Origin of the sequence: Chromobacterium sp. ASV23 (genome assembly GCF_016428945.1) — a bacterium.
GTDB lineage: Bacteria > Pseudomonadota > Gammaproteobacteria > Burkholderiales > Chromobacteriaceae > Chromobacterium > Chromobacterium sinusclupearum.
This window is the reverse complement of record NZ_JAELTR010000039.1, coordinates 25,056-39,274: the sequence shown is the minus strand read 5'-3', so window position 1 is coordinate 39,274 and position 14,219 is coordinate 25,056. Positions and strand designations below refer to the sequence as shown.

19 protein-coding genes are annotated in these 14,219 nt (G+C 63.3%); 12 read left to right on the top strand and 7 right to left on the bottom strand.

Annotation, left to right across the window (positions count from 1 at the left end; translation table 11 throughout):
* A partial coding sequence (locus tag JHD59_RS15360; protein ID WP_199154862.1) for an IMP dehydrogenase occupies positions 1 to 540 on the bottom strand: 540 nt, incomplete at its 3' end.
* A 184-nt stretch (positions 541 to 724) separates the two neighbouring features.
* Positions 725 to 1,372, bottom strand: coding sequence for a ParA family protein (locus JHD59_RS15355; protein ID WP_233196346.1), 648 nt, complete (start codon positions 1,370 to 1,372; stop codon positions 725 to 727).
* A gap of 145 nt (positions 1,373 to 1,517) precedes the next feature.
* Here JHD59_RS15355 and JHD59_RS15350 point away from each other — a divergent pair, with 145 nt between their 5' ends.
* The gene (locus JHD59_RS15350; RefSeq protein ID WP_199154861.1) at positions 1,518 to 2,177 is read left to right on the top strand and encodes an HAD family phosphatase; all 660 of its coding nucleotides are present in this window, start codon (positions 1,518 to 1,520) and stop codon (positions 2,175 to 2,177) included.
* A gap of 5 nt (positions 2,178 to 2,182) precedes the next feature.
* On the opposite strand, the gene JHD59_RS15345 is transcribed toward JHD59_RS15350, so the two are convergent.
* Together JHD59_RS15345 and JHD59_RS15340 are read right to left on the bottom strand one after the other, a co-directional pair.
* Positions 2,183 to 3,115, bottom strand: a complete 933-nt coding sequence (locus JHD59_RS15345) for an exopolyphosphatase (RefSeq protein ID WP_199154860.1) — start codon at positions 3,113 to 3,115, stop codon at positions 2,183 to 2,185.
* Between the two features lie 30 nt (positions 3,116 to 3,145).
* Entirely contained in the window at positions 3,146 to 3,733 is a 588-nt protein-coding gene (locus JHD59_RS15340; RefSeq protein ID WP_199154859.1) for a YigZ family protein, read from the bottom strand.
* A gap of 105 nt (positions 3,734 to 3,838) precedes the next feature.
* On the opposite strand from JHD59_RS15340, the gene JHD59_RS23100 reads away from it, so the two are divergent.
* From JHD59_RS23100 to JHD59_RS15300, 9 genes are all read left to right on the top strand, one after another.
* Complete coding sequence (locus JHD59_RS23100) at positions 3,839 to 3,967, top strand: hypothetical protein (protein WP_255408070.1); 129 nt, start codon at positions 3,839 to 3,841, stop codon at positions 3,965 to 3,967.
* Between the two features lie 94 nt (positions 3,968 to 4,061).
* Complete coding sequence (locus JHD59_RS15335) at positions 4,062 to 4,487, top strand: NfeD family protein (RefSeq protein ID WP_103317701.1); 426 nt, start codon at positions 4,062 to 4,064, stop codon at positions 4,485 to 4,487.
* Between the two features lie 9 nt (positions 4,488 to 4,496).
* Positions 4,497 to 5,438: an SPFH domain-containing protein gene (locus JHD59_RS15330; RefSeq protein ID WP_103317703.1), complete on the top strand. Its 942-nt coding sequence runs from the start codon at positions 4,497 to 4,499 to the stop codon at positions 5,436 to 5,438.
* A gap of 62 nt (positions 5,439 to 5,500) precedes the next feature.
* A complete protein-coding gene (locus JHD59_RS15325) occupies positions 5,501 to 6,034 on the top strand; it encodes a septation protein A (RefSeq protein WP_103317705.1) in 534 nt (177 codons plus the stop codon).
* Complete coding sequence (locus tag JHD59_RS15320; protein WP_103317707.1) at positions 6,034 to 6,336, top strand: YciI family protein; 303 nt, start codon at positions 6,034 to 6,036, stop codon at positions 6,334 to 6,336. The genes JHD59_RS15325 and JHD59_RS15320 overlap by 1 nt, the downstream gene beginning before the upstream one ends.
* Entirely contained in the window at positions 6,333 to 6,599 is a 267-nt protein-coding gene (locus JHD59_RS15315) for a BolA family transcriptional regulator (RefSeq protein ID WP_043622692.1), read from the top strand. Before JHD59_RS15320 ends, JHD59_RS15315 begins: the two co-directional genes overlap by 4 nt.
* A gap of 20 nt (positions 6,600 to 6,619) precedes the next feature.
* Positions 6,620 to 7,408: a peptidyl-prolyl cis-trans isomerase gene (locus JHD59_RS15310; RefSeq protein WP_103317711.1), complete on the top strand. Its 789-nt coding sequence runs from the start codon at positions 6,620 to 6,622 to the stop codon at positions 7,406 to 7,408.
* A gap of 32 nt (positions 7,409 to 7,440) precedes the next feature.
* Positions 7,441 to 8,223: a peptidylprolyl isomerase gene (locus JHD59_RS15305; protein ID WP_199154858.1), complete on the top strand. Its 783-nt coding sequence runs from the start codon at positions 7,441 to 7,443 to the stop codon at positions 8,221 to 8,223.
* Positions 8,224 to 8,415: 192 nt separating this feature from the next.
* Entirely contained in the window at positions 8,416 to 9,141 is a 726-nt protein-coding gene (locus JHD59_RS15300) for a peptidylprolyl isomerase (RefSeq protein WP_199154857.1), read from the top strand.
* 17 nt (positions 9,142 to 9,158) lie between these two features.
* Here the strand turns inward: JHD59_RS15300 and JHD59_RS15295 are convergent, their stop codons facing one another.
* From JHD59_RS15295 to JHD59_RS15285, 3 genes are all read right to left on the bottom strand, one after another.
* Entirely contained in the window at positions 9,159 to 10,478 is a 1,320-nt protein-coding gene (locus JHD59_RS15295; RefSeq protein ID WP_199154856.1) for a chitinase, read from the bottom strand.
* A 155-nt stretch (positions 10,479 to 10,633) separates the two neighbouring features.
* Positions 10,634 to 11,314, bottom strand: coding sequence for a DsbA family protein (locus tag JHD59_RS15290; protein ID WP_199154855.1), 681 nt, complete (start codon positions 11,312 to 11,314; stop codon positions 10,634 to 10,636).
* Positions 11,315 to 11,319: 5 nt separating this feature from the next.
* Complete coding sequence (locus JHD59_RS15285; protein ID WP_103317721.1) at positions 11,320 to 12,180, bottom strand: MBL fold metallo-hydrolase; 861 nt, start codon at positions 12,178 to 12,180, stop codon at positions 11,320 to 11,322.
* Between the two features lie 143 nt (positions 12,181 to 12,323).
* On the opposite strand from JHD59_RS15285, the gene JHD59_RS15280 reads away from it, so the two are divergent.
* Together JHD59_RS15280 and JHD59_RS15275 are read left to right on the top strand one after the other, a co-directional pair.
* Complete coding sequence (locus tag JHD59_RS15280; protein ID WP_071108354.1) at positions 12,324 to 13,235, top strand: LysR substrate-binding domain-containing protein; 912 nt, start codon at positions 12,324 to 12,326, stop codon at positions 13,233 to 13,235.
* 165 nt (positions 13,236 to 13,400) lie between these two features.
* The gene (locus tag JHD59_RS15275; RefSeq protein ID WP_199154854.1) at positions 13,401 to 14,180 is read left to right on the top strand and encodes a class II glutamine amidotransferase; all 780 of its coding nucleotides are present in this window, start codon (positions 13,401 to 13,403) and stop codon (positions 14,178 to 14,180) included.
* The last annotated feature ends 39 nt before the right edge of the window (positions 14,181 to 14,219 follow it).

Genomic DNA, 14,219 nt, shown 5'->3' with positions numbered 1-14,219 from the left:
CTTGTTCTTGGTGATGCAGACGCGGCCGCCGGCAATGCCGGCCTTGATCGCGTCGCAACCCCAGCTTTCCAGATCACGCGCCGCTTCGGCGGTGGCCACGTTGCCGCCGATCAGGAAGGTATTGGGGAAATGCTGCTTGATGTGCTTGATCATGCGCTCGGCCTTGACGCACCAGGCGTTGGCGACGTCCAGCGTCATGTATTCGGGTTGCAGGCCGGCGGCTTGCAGCGCCTCCAGTTGCTCGATGGTGTCTTCGTTGACGCCCACGCTGATCGAGGCGAACAGGCCCTTGGCTTGCATGTCGCGGGTAAAGGCGACCGAGTCGACATTGAAGCGGTGCATGGTGTAGAACCAGCCCTGGCGGGCGAAGAACTCGCAGGTCTCGGCCGATACCACGGACTTCATATTGGACGGGTAAACCGGCATGACAAAACGGCGCGGGCCGAATTGCACGGAGGTGTCGCACGCCTTGCGGCTGTCCACCACGGTTTTCTTCGGTACCAGGTATACGTCGCCGTAATTGAGTTCGGTCTTGATCATGCGTGTGCTCCCAAAGCTTGAATGAGGTGAACGAAAAAAACAGGGGCCCCAAACAAAGACGGGAGCCGTATAGGCTCCCGATTGCGCGTTCCCCTGCGACGCCTTGGTTTGGCTCGCACGCAGTTACGAACACAAGCTACGCCGATTTTTTCTCCACGTCAAGAGTTATCAAGCAGAATGATTGCTACTTGTCGCACCAGGCCTGCGGATCTTCGCCCAACCAGCGCAAAATCGGCTGCCACGCCTCGCGGTCGCGCTCCGTGCGCGAAGGCGGCAGATCGAACAAGGACATCCCGGCCGACGCGGCCTGGACATACAGCTGGGTGTCGCGCAGCCAGGTCAGCACCGGCACTTCATGGCGGGCCAGAAATTGCTCCAGCTCGCGCGCCGAGCGGGTGCGCGGGTCCACGCGCATGCCCACCACCGCCATGAAGGCCTTGTTCTTGCGGATGGTCTTCTCTTCCAGCATCTGCTCGAAAAAGTCTTCGCTGGCCCACATGTCGAACGGCGACGGCTGGATGGGCACGATCACATGCCCCACCTGGGACAGCAAGGCGCTGAGCTTCTTGCCGCGCAGGCCGGCCGCGCTGTCCAGCACCACCACTTCCGTGCCCTTGGGCGGCCGCTTGGGCTCGTTGGGCAGCACTTCCCAACCGGCAATCGCCGGCAGCGCCGCGTTGCGTTGCGACAGCCAGTGCAAGGAGGTCTGCTGGCGATCCACGTCACCCAACATCACCTTCTTGCCACCGGCTGCAAAGTAGCCCGCCAGATTGGTGGCCAGCGTGGACTTGCCGCTGCCGCCCTTGGGATTCGCTATCAATACCGACCGCACATCATCCTCCCCTTTCCGGTGCATCCGGCCACTATACCAGAGCCATGGCGCGCCGCGCCGGCCCATGACAAAAACAGGCGCTCGACAGCCCGCCGCCGCGGCCGCACAATCGAGCCAGACCAACCCAAGCCCTGAAGGAGACGCAATGCCCCGCAGTTTCGACGCCCTGCTGTTCGACATGGACGGACTGATGCTGGATACCGAACGGCTATCCAACGAGACCTGGCGCCGCGCCGGCGCGGAATTGGGCATAGAGATTCGGGACGAAATGCTGCACGCGATGGTAGGGATGTCGTTCCAGAACTGCATTCGCTTTGTCGAGGACTATCTGGGCGACGCGGAGGCCGCCGACCGCCTGCAAAAGGGGTCGGACCGCCATTATCAGCACATCCTGCGGCATGAGGACATTCCGCTGAAGACGGGCATTCTGGAACTGCTGGACTGGGTCCGGGAACAAGGCATCCCGCGCGCGGTGGCCACTTCGACGCGGCGCCATATCGCCGATATCAAGCTGCAACGCAGCGGCTTGGGAAAATTCTTCGACGTCACCGTGGCCGGCGACGAGGTGGCCCGCACCAAGCCGGCGCCGGACGTCTATCACGACGCCGCCGCCAGATTGGGCGTGGCCTCGCAGCGCTGCCTGGTGCTGGAGGATTCCCGGATGGGGCTGCAGGCCGGCGTGGCCGCCGGCGCGCGGGTGATCCTGGTGCCGGACCTGCTGTCGCCCAGCGACGACGACTGCGCCGCCGCACTGGCGGTATGCAGCGACCTGCACCAGGCGCTGGAGCTGATCCGCTCGCTGTAAGCGCCTCAGCCCAAACCGCGGATGCGCGCCACCAGCTCGTCCAGCACGTCGTCCGCCTGATCATGCGGCACCTGGCAGGTGCCGGCCGCCTCGTGTCCGCCGCCGCCGTACTGCAGCATCAGCGCGCCGACATTGCTGTGCGAGCTGCGGTTGACGATGGACTTTCCGACGGCGAACACGGTGTTCTGCTTGTTCAGGCCCCACATCACATGGATGGAGACATTGCAGTCCGGAAACAGCGCATAGACCATGAAGCGGTTGGTCGGATGGATGATTTCCTCGTTCTGCAGGTTCAGCACCACCACATTGCCGTGCACCCTGGCGCAACGCAGGATCTGCGCCTTGGCCTCGGTTTCGTGCTCGCGATACAAGGCTACCCGCTCCTGCACGTCCGGCAGGCTGAGGATTTCGTCTATCGTATGGTTTCGGCAGTAGCCGATCAGGTCCATCATCAACTGGAAATTGCCCACCCGGAACTCGCGGAAACGTCCCAGCCCGGTGCGCGCGTCCATCAGGTAGTTCAGCAGCACCCAGCCTTTGGGATTGAGGATTTCCTCGATGCTGAATTGGGCGGAGTCGGCCTTATCCACCGCCGCCATCATTTCGTCGCTGATGTCGGGAAAGGTCTGCTTGCCGCCGTAGTGGTTGTACACCACCCGGGCGGCAGACGGCGCGCGCGGGTCGATCACGTAGTTGTCGGCATCCGTGGCATTGCGCAGCGTCTCCGACAAGTGGTGGTCGAACACCAGATGGGCCTTGGCCACGTAAGGCAGGTTGGTGGTGATGTCGTCGCCGGTGATCTCCACCTTGCCGTCCTGCATGTCCTTGGGGTGGGCGAACTGCACCTCCTTGATCAAGCCCAGTTCATTGAGCAGCACGGCGCACACCAAGCCGTCGAAATCGCTGCGCGTCACCAGCCGATACTGTTTCTGCGTCATCTTGCCTGCCTCCCGTTTACCCATCCGCCGTCAATCGTCCGGCTTCGCCTCCAGCGCGCCGGCCATGCCGTCCGCCAATTCCGCCAGCGTCGCATCCAACCCGGCCTCCGGCAATGCCACCGTCAGCCAGACCCGTTCGGCGTAGCGCTGCTCCAGCACCGTCGCGCCGGCGTCATGGCACAGGCGGCGCAGCCTGGCTTCGCCGGAAAAATCCACCGCCAACCGCACGCGGCGCATCCGCACCACCGGCAGCAAGCTGGCTTCGGCCAACGCGGCGTTGACAGCTTGAGTGTAGGCTCTGACCAAGCCGCCCGCACCCAGCTTGATGCCGCCGAAATAGCGCACCACCACCGCCAGCACATTGGCAATTTCACGATGCTGCAATACGTTATACATCGGTTTGGCCGCGGTGCCGGAAGGTTCGCCATCGTCGTCCAGCATGGAATCGCCGGCGCACAGCAGCACCGCGCAGTAATGGCGGGCATCGGGCCAGCGCTGGCGGATGTCGCGCAGCGCCGCTTCCGCCTCCGCCCGGCTGGACACGGGCTGCACGATGCCGATGAAGCGGCTCTTGCGGATTTCCACCTCGGCGCAGGCCATGGCTTCAAGTTGGAACATTTATCGCACCCAGCAGTCTGAATAGGGCGGGCATTGTAACGCCGTGGCCGCGGAGCGCCCAATTACGGTCTAGACTGAAAGCGGGAAATCTCATGGAGAAGCGCCATGAAAACCTTGCTGCTGTCCTCCGCGCTGGTAGTGGCCGGCCTTTGGCTGTTCATCCAGAAGTTCTGGCTGCAAAGCGAGGACGCCATCCACCTGTCGCACTATTTGCCGGACCGCGATCACGTCTGAATCCCCGCAAGCTGACAAAGGCTGATTATTCAGCTCGTTGTCATTTTCAGTGAATGGCCCGACAATGAAGCCGTGGCCATCTAGCGGGAAACCCATGTCGCAAGCCCTCACCTTCTGGCTGGTCGGCGCGCTTGTCGCGCTGATCGCCGAATTCATGTCCGGAACCTTCTATCTGCTGATGGTGTCTTTGGCCATGGCCTGCGGCGGCCTCGCCGCCTGGCTGGGCGCGCCGGAACTTTGGCAATGGCTGCTCGCCAGCGTCAGCGGCATCGCGGGCGTGCTGCTGGTGCGCCAGCGCCGCCGCCGGATCGCCGCCCCGCCGCGCCCTCAGGATGATCCGGACTGGGGGCGGCAGGTGGAAATCCTCGCGCTCACCTCGCCTGGCCATGCCCGCATCCATTACCGCGGCGCGGAGTGGGATGCCGAGCTGCTGGATCCGGCGCTGCATGCCGGCGCCACCGGCTACATCGCCGGCCGCCAAGGCAATCTGTTCAAAATCGCGTCCACACAACCCGAATAAGAGTCCACCATGGAAATCGCCCTGATCCTGTTCCTGGCCGTTGTCGTCTTCATTTTCAAATCGCTGGCCATCGTGCCGCAGCAGCATGCCTTCATCGTCGAGCGCCTGGGCCGCTATCACGCCACCCTGACGCCGGGCCTCAACATCATCACCCCGTTCATCGACCGCATCGCCTACAAGCACAGCCTGAAGGAAGTCCCGCTGGATGTGCCCAGCCAGATCTGCATCACCCGCGACAACACCCAGTTGAAAGTGGACGGCATCCTCTACTTCCAGGTGACGGACGCCAAGCTGGCCTCCTACGGCACCAGCAACTACATCGTCGCCATCACCCAGCTGTCGCAGACCACGCTGCGCTCGGTCATCGGCAAGCTGGAGCTGGACAAGACCTTTGAAGAGCGCGACGACATCAACCGCACCGTGGTGGCTTCGCTGGACGAGGCCGCGATCAACTGGGGCGTCAAGGTGCTGCGCTATGAAATCAAGGACTTGGTGCCGCCGCAGGACATCCTGCACGCGATGCAGGCGCAGATCACCGCCGAGCGGGAAAAGCGCGCCCGCATCGCCCAATCCGAGGGCGTGAAGGTAGAGCAGATCAACCTGGCCACCGGCGCGCGCGAGGCCGCCATCCAGAAGTCTCAGGGCGAAATGCAGGCCACCATCAACAACTCCGAGGGCAACAAGCAGGCTGCCATCAACCAGGCCAAGGGCGAGGCCGAAGCCATCCGCCTGGTGGCCGACGCCACCGCCGACGCGATCAACCGCATCGCCGGCGCCATCCGCACCGATGGCGGCCTGGAGGCCGTCAACCTGAAAGTGGCCGAACAATACATCGCCGCCTTCGGCAAATTGGCCAAGGAAAACAACACCATCATCATGCCCAGCAACGTCGCCGACGTCGGCGGCCTGGTGGCCAGCGCGCTCAGCGTCGTCAAACAAACTAACCGTTAACTCAGGAAAACTCGGGCTGGCGCGGCTTGAATATGCCGGCGTCAGCCCGCATAATCACCCGCATGAAATTTTTTACCGACCTCCTCCCCGTCCTGCTGTTCTTCGGCGCCTACTGGCTGACCCGCGACATGTTCGTCGCCACCGGCGTGGCCATCGCCGCCACCGTCGTCATGGTGGCCTGGGCCTGGTACAAGCACCGCAAGGTGGACACCATGCAATGGATCAGCCTGGGGCTGATCGTGGTGCTGGGCGGCGCCACCCTGCTCTTGCACGACAAGCACTTCATCATGTGGAAGCCGACCGTCTTGTACTGGGTGATGGGCGGCGGCCTGCTGATCAGCGATTTCGCCGGCAAGAACGGCCTGCGCATGATGATGGGCCAGCAGATCAGCATGCCGGACCCGGTATGGCGCAAGCTCACTTGGGCCTGGTGCGGCTTCTTCGGCTTCATGGGCGCGCTGAACCTGTTCGTCGCTTACCATTTCAGCGAAGACGTCTGGGTCAACTTCAAGCTGTTCGGCGGCATGGGACTGATGCTGCTGTTCGTGATCGCCCAGAGCCTGTTCCTGGCCAAATACATCGAGGAAAAGAAATAATGCTGTATGCCATCGTCGCAGCAGACGCGCCCGGCACGCTGGACAAGCGCCTCGCCGCCCGCCCTGACCATCTGGCCCGGCTGCAGGCGCTGCAGGACGCCGGCCGCCTGACGCTGGCCGGCCCGTTCCCGGCCATCGACAGCATCGATCCCGGCCCGGCCGGCTTTTCCGGCAGCCTGATCGTCGCCGAATTCCCGTCGCTGGCCGAGGCGCAAGCCTGGGCCGACGCCGATCCCTACCGCGCCGCCGGCGTCTACGCCAGCGTCGAGGTCAAGCCCTTCCGCCAGGTATTCCCGGCATGAGCGACACCGTGCAACTGCTGGAAACGGCGCTGCAGGCGCTTGCGCCGGAGCATCTGGACATCCAGGACGACAGCGCCCTGCACGCCGGCCACGCCGGCGCCAAGGGCGGTGGCGGCCACTATACGTTGACGATAGTCAGCGCCCGCTTTGCAGGCCTGGGCCGCGTGCAACGCCACCGGCTGATCTACCAAACCCTGGGCGAACTGATGACCAGCCGCGTGCATGCGCTGGCCATCCGCGCGCTCACTCCAGAAGAACTCTGAATTTCTACCAAAGGGCTAACATGAAGCACTCCCGTATCGCCGCGCTGCTGTTGGCAGCCTCGATCAGTCTGCCGGCAGCCGCCGAATCGATCGCCGTGGTCAACGGCGTTTCCATCGACAAGTCCGAACTGGACGCGGCCGTCGCCAATGTGGTGCAAAGCAACGGCGGCCGGGTGCAAGACTCCCCGGAGCTGCGCGAACAGCTGAAGAATTCGCTGATCAGCCGCCAAGTCATCCTGCAGGAAGCCGCCCGCCGCGGCCTGGACAAACAGCCGGAATTCGTCAAACGCCTGGACGAAGCTCGTTCCGAGCTGCTGCGCGACGCGCTGTTCGCCGACATCGCCAACAAGGCCAGCATCAGCGATGCCGACATCAAGGCACGCTACGATCAGGAAGTCGCCAAGTACGCCGGCACCAAGGAACTGCACGCCTACCAGATCACCCTGTCCAGCCAGGCCGACGCCCAAAAGCTGATCGCCCAACTGAAGAAGGGCGGCAAGTTTGAAGAGCTGGCCAAGACCCGCTCGATCGATCCCAACGCCAAGCAAACCGGCGGCGACATGGGCTGGGGCAATCTGTCTCGCATGGAGCCCAAGCTGGCCGAAGCGCTGAAGGCCATTCCCAAGGGCCAGGTCAGCGCCCAGCCATTCCAGTCGCAGCTGGGTTGGCACGTGTTCAAGGTAGCCGACATCCGCGACGCGCAAGTGCCGTCGCTGGATCAAGTCAAACCTCAGCTCGCCCGCCAGTTGCAGGAAGAAGCCATTGCCAAGGCCGTGGAAGACCTGCGCGCCAAGAGCAAGATCCAGTAACACCCCCGATACCGAATCAGGAATCAAACAGAATGCGTAAAATCCTGCTGCATACCGCCCTCGTCGCCGCTTTCGCCGGCAGCGCCATCGCCGTAGCCGGCCCGACCGTCAACGGCCAGCAGATCTCCGACGTCCGCATCGACGCCGTGGCCAAGATGATGGAAACCCAAGGCCAGAATGTCACCCCGCAAGCTCGCGATCAGATCAAAGACCAGTTGATCACCGCCGAAGTGCTGCGCCAGGAAGCCGTGAAAAAGGGCCTGGACAAGTCTGCGGAATTCAATGCCGAGCTGGCCAATATGCAGGCGATGGCGCTGGCCAACCGTCTGATCAAAGACTTTGAGAAGGCCAACCCGGTCAGCGACGCCGACCTGAAGGCCGAATACGACAAGCTGGTGGCTTCGGTTCCGGAAACCAAGCAGTACCACGCGCGCCACATCCTGGTGAAGACCGAAGCCGAAGCCAAGGCGGTGATCGAAGCGCTGAAGAAGGGCAAGTCCTTCGACAAGCTGGCCAAGGAAAAGTCCATGGACCCGGGCAGCAAGGCCAATGGCGGCGATCTGGGCTGGCAGGAAGCCGGCACCTTCGTCGCCCCGTTCTCAGAGGCGATGAGCAAGCTGGCCAAGGGCGAAGTGACCCCCTCTCCGGTGAAAACCGAGTACGGCTGGCACGTGATCAAGCTGGACGACATGCGCACCCAGCGCAACGTGCCGTCGCTGGATGACATCCGTCCGCAGTTGACCCAGCGCGTGATGGGCGCCCGCATCGAGAAATACGTTGCCGACCTGAAGGCCAAGGCCCAGGTTCAGCAATAATCCGCGCCATGCTTCAACAACGGGGACGGCTTGCCGTCCCCGTTTCGTTTAGGCGGACTTGACAGCCCGCGCCGTCCCGCTTACCTTGCCGGCACATCGTCGCGCAGGCCCGCCCTGCCCTTGTCACCGGCTGCCGCAGGCAGCCTCATTCGGAAATGCCGCCTCGATGGCTGCTCCGCACAGGAAATTCTCATGACCATTACCGTCAACGGCGTTGAAATCAGCGAAGAGATGATCGCGTCCCAACTGGACCACTATGCCGACACGCCCAGCCCGCGCGACACCGCGATCCAGCAACTGATCCTGCACACCCTGCTGGTGCAGCAGGCCAAGAGCGAAGGCCTGGACGTCTCCGACGAGCAACAAGCCATCCAGTCGCTGCTGGACAGCAAGCTGCAAGTGCCGACCATCGACGAAGCCAGTTGCCGCGAATTCTACGAACAATACCCGGAACGCTTCAGCGCCGGCGACAGCGCCGTGGCCAACCACATCCTGCTGCCCAAGGGCGAAGGCCTGGAAGCCAGCCTGATCAAAGCCAAGGCTGAAGGCATCCTGGCTGAAGTCCAGGCCAATCCGTCGCGCTTCGCCGCGCTGGCGCAAGAGCATTCGACCTGCCCGTCCGGCAAGCAAGGCGGCAGTCTGGGCCAGTTTGGCCGCGGCCAGATGGTGCCGGAATTCGAACAAGCGGTGTTCAGCACCGCCGCCGGCGAAATCACCCCCAACCTGGTGGAAACCCAGTTCGGCTACCACATCATTCAGGTGGAGCAACGCGTGGAAGGCGGCAAGATCAGCTTCGACGAGATCAAGGAACGCCTGCAACATTACCTGACCGACCTGGCAGTCAATCAAGCCATGCACGAATACCTGAACGGCCTGGTATCGGCTGCTCAGATCAGCGGTTATCAGATGAACGCCTAAGCGGCCATCCAGCCAGCCTATCGGGCCGCCGGCTTCTTGCCGGCGGCCTTTTTCATGTTCGCCGCCGCCGGCAGCTGATGCAGACTAGCCGCCACCGGCTTGGAGAAGCTGTAGCCGTCGTGCCGGTCCCAGTTGATCGACCACGTCATCACGCCGCGGAAGGTCGGATAGGCTTGCGCCGGCAACACCGTGCCGCAGCCTTGCAAGGCAGTCAGGCAGCTCAGCGCCTTGGCCACGGCGTCAGTCGTGACAAAGCCGGAATTGGCCGAACTGCGGCCGGACGGCACGCCAAAGGCCACCTGATCCGGCCGCAGTCCTTTGAAATTGCCGGACGCGCCGTTTGAAATGGGGAAACCCTCGATCAGCATCTTGCTGCCGCCCACCAGCATGTCCACCGAGCCCTCGGCCAGCGCGCCGTTGGAATACGGCGTATACAGCCCGCCGTTGTTGTAATACTGGACATGAATCACCGACAGGTCGTCGCGCAGGCCATCGATGATGGGGAGATAGGCGCCCCAGTTGCCGCCGTAAGCGACGAAGCCGCCTTGCACATAGGGATGCTCCGGCGCCATGGACAGGTAGAAACTCGGCCCCACCTTGGCCTTGAGCTGCTTCACCGCGCTGACCAGATTGCTGACCACCGGCGCGCCCACCACGATGCCGCTGCCGCTCTCCAGATCCAGGTCTATGCCGTCGAAACCGTATTGGGTGAGGATGCCGTACAGGCTGTTGACGAAGTTCTGCACTTGGGCGGCGTTGTTCAGCGTCACCGAGCCATTCTGTCCGCCCAGCGACAGCACCACCTTCTTGCCCTTGGCCTGCAGGGCGCGGATGTCCTGAGAGAACTGGGCCGCGCTGCCGGCGCCCGGGTCCAGCGTGAAACTGACATTGCCGTTGCCGGCATCGTCGGCGAAGGCCACCACGACCACATCCCAGTCCGCGCGGACCTGAGACAGCGGGAAAGCCGGGCCGCTGGGATTGGCGAAATTGTGCCAATAGCCGATCAAAGCATGTTTGGCAAAAGCCGCGCCATTGCTCGGCGGCGGGCTGGGCGGCGTGGGAGGATTCGGCGGCGTCGGCGGGGTGGGATCGCCGCCGGCGCAGCTGCCGCCCGACGCCCACAAGGTCGGCGTGGCCGGCGGATTCCAATTGGCGCCGACGTAGGCTGTATGCGCCACCAACGCCGTGTAATTGGCATTGCTATAGCTGACGACATCGCCCACCTTGTAAGTCGCGCCCTCGGCCCAGGCCGGGCAGTCCGCTTGCGCTATCTGGCCCCAGAACAGCAGCAGCGCCAGGCCGATGGCGCGCAGAATGTTGTTGAATCCTTGATGCATGGTCTGCCTCCTCGTATCGAGTTGAACCAATTGGTATTTAATTGGTATTTCAGACTATGCTATCCATATCAATTTTCAACATCAAAATGCCAAATTTCTAAATCCAATAAAAAAGCCGCGTCCCATATGGGACACGGCTTGATATCAACCCATGCTCAGCGGCAACGGTCAGGCGTACAGAACAGCGCGTCATCTGCCGCCGCCGGTTTCGGCAACCGTTCCCGCAGGGCGGCTGCCAGTTGCTCTGGTCTGCCGAACCAGGCGGACAATTCCAGCCGCTCCCGTTGGCCATCCTGCTCCAGCACCACGGACGGGAAACCATGCAACCCCCATTGGGCCATCAGGCGGCGGCTCTCAGCGATATGCCGCTCCGCCTCGGTCCGCGCCGCGCTCCAGGCCTGGGCAAATGCCGCCGCGTCGGCGCCCTGCTCCGCCGCCAGTTCGCTCAACACTTCGAATTCGGCGATGCGCCGTCCCTCCTGATAATGGGCCCGCTGGATGCGGGCCAGCATGGCCAGCGGCTCCAGGCCCAGTTTGCCGGCCGCCAGGATGGCCGCAATCGGCGGGTCCGACGCCAACGGCGCGCCGATATCGCGCAGCAGGCCTTCGAAGTAAGCCTCGCCGAAAGGCTGGCCGCTCATCTGGGCGATGCGCGCGTCGTGCGGCATCACGTAGCCGCGCCACTCCGGCGTGATGGTGCGGCCTTCCGCTTCGTCTATCATGCCGCCGGCGTGCATGATCAATTCCAATCCCGGCACAGCGGCCGCCGCCTTCAGCAAGGGAGAGGCGCCGTAGCACCAGCCGCACAGCGGGTCGTAAAAGTAATGCAGTTTCATCTGGCTTACCACTTCATCTCGCCCTTGCGCACCTTGGCGCCCAGTTCCAGCGTGGACACTTCGGCCGCGTTCGGATAGGCCTGCTTCATCGCCTCGATCAACTCGCCGCTGTTGGCGGTGGCGGCATTTTTGGCTTCAAAAGTTTTCAGGTAATCGCGGGTGTAGCGGATGGCGGATACGTCCATCTTGTCGCCGGCGATCATATGGCCCGGCACCACCACGGCCGGCTTCAGCGCTTCCATATCGTCCAGCTGCTTGTACCAGCCCTTGCGCTCGGCGTCGTTCTGGGTGTCGGCGGTCCACACATGCATGCCGGAGTACACGCCCACATTGCCGACGATGGCGCGGATGGACGGAATCCATACATAACCGCGGTGGGCCATCACGCCCTTGGTGTCGCGCAGTTCCAGCGCCTTGCCTTCCAGCATGATCTTGTCGGCCTTGATTTCAGTCGGCAGCAGCGGATTGGCCTGCGGCGCGTTGGCGCCCATCTTCGGCCCCCAGAACGCCACCTTGCCCTTCACATTGCCCTTGATGTGGGCCAGCACTTCCGGCGCGGCCACCAGCTCGGCCTTGGGGAAGATCTGCTTCAGCACCGAGGCGCCGAAGTAGTAGTCCGGATCGGCCTGGCTGACGTAGATGGTTTTCAGGTTTTTGCCGCTGTCCAGCACGCGGGCGGCGATGCGGTAGGCGTCGGCGCGGGTGAAGCCGGTGTCAATCAGCACGGCGTCCTTGTCGCCGGTCACCAGCACCGAGCTGACGTTGAAGCTGTTGCTGTCGGCGTTGTAGACCGACAGCTTGAGATCGCCCGCATGGGCGAAACCGGCGGCGGCGAGAGCGGCGGCGATCAGGGTTTGACGGATCATGGTGGGACTCCTTAAGTCTGGTGCCGGCGCCCGCCGGCGGGGTTGCACTGCGAATCAGTGAAGATGCGCACACTATAAGCTTAGTAATCGCACCAATAAATCGCTTAAAATGCACATTATTGTTTCAAAAAACGAGCATATAAATGGACAGGCTGACCGCGATGCAAGTGTTCGCCGAAGTCGCCCAGCTGGGCAGCTTCACCGCCGCCGGCGACAAACTCGACATGTCCCGCCCCATGGTCACCCGTTATGTCGACGAGCTGGAACAGTGGCTGGGCGTTCGCTTGTTGCAACGCTCCACCCGCAAAGTCACCTTGACCGACGCCGGCCTGGCCTGCCTGGCGCGCTGCCAGCAGATGCTGGAACTGGCGGCCGAAGTGCGGGCCGACGCCAGCCAGCGCGACGGCCAGGTGCGCGGCGTGTTGCGGGTGGCGGCCAGCACCTCGTTTGGCCTGGCGGTGCTGGGCGGCTTGATGGCCGAATTCAGCGAGCGCCACCCGCAGCTGCGCATCGACCTGCAACTGGGCGACCGCGCCGTCAATCTGATTGAAGAAAGAATAGACCTAGCCATCCGCATCACCAATGAGCCCGATCCCGGGCTGGTGGGACGGCGGTTATGCGACTGCCGCTCGCTGGCGGTGGCCTCGCCCGCTTATCTGGCCCGCCACGGCGTGCCCGGGCATCCGATGGATCTGGAAAACCACCGCTGCCTCAGTTACAGCAACTTCGGCCGCAGCGAATGGCGCTTCCGCCAGGGAGAAGAAGAACAGCGGGTCAGAGTCAGCGGCGCCATCAGCGCCAACGAGGCCAGCGCCCTGCTGTGCGCGGCGGCCGCGGGCGGCGGCATCGCCCTGCAACCCAGCTATCTGGCCGCGCCCTATGTCCGCCGCGGCGAACTGGTGGCGCTGCTGCCGGACTGGCAGCCGCAGCTGATGGGGATTCACGCGCTGTATCCGTCGCGCCGCCTGCTGCCGCTGGCGCTGCGCAGCTTGCTGGATTTTTTGGTGGAAAGACTCGGTGGACCGCTGCCGCCGTGGGACCGCGCCGCCGCTTAAGCATCGCCGCCGCTTATGCCTTATCAGCATGAAGAAGTGCATTTTCGAGCCAAATGGCTATTGGCAATTGCCGGTTGCCGCAAGATCGCCTAAGCTCAGCTACATCCGATATGCCGGCCGCCCGCCGGCAGTGACGCAACCTGTTAATGAAGTGGAATCAGATCGATGTGCCAGCTGCTGGGCATGAATTGCAATATCCCGACCGACATCCTGTTCTCGTTCGAGGGCTTCCATCGCCGCGGCGGCCTGACCGACCACCATGCCGATGGCTGGGGCATCGCCTTCTTCGAACAGAAGGGGTGCCGCGTTTTCCTGGATGACAAACCCTCGGTCGAATCGCCGGTGGCCGAACTGGTGCGCCGCTACCCAATCAAGTCGGAAAACGTCATCGCCCACATCCGCAAGGCCACCCAGGGCAAGGTCAACCTGGCCAACACCCACCCGTTCATGCGCGAGATGTGGGGCCAGTACTGGATCTTCGCCCACAACGGCAATCTGGAAGACTTCCAGCCGGAAACCGGCGAGTATTACCGCCCGGTGGGCACCACCGACTCCGAACGCGCCTTCTGCCACCTGATGGAGCGGCTGCGCGCCAAGTGGTCGCAGCCGCCGGAGCTGGAAACGCTGTTCGAGGAAGTCGCCGCGCTGGCGGCGGAGATCGGCAGTAAGGGCGTGTTCAATTTCATGCTGAGCAATGGCGAGGTTTTGTTTGCCCATTGCTCCACCCATCTGCACTACATCATCCGCCGCGCGCCGTTCAACACCGCCCACCTGGTGGACAACGACGTCAGCGTCGACTTCGCCACCGTCACCACGCCGCGCGACCAGGTGGCGATGATCGCCACCCAGCCGCTGACCGACAACGAGCACTGGACGGCGCTGTCGCCCGGCGAACTGATCCTGTTCCGCGACGGCGCGCCGCTGCTGACGCACAAGACGGACTGACATCCAGGCGGAGATTGGCGGTATGCTGAGGGCAAGCCT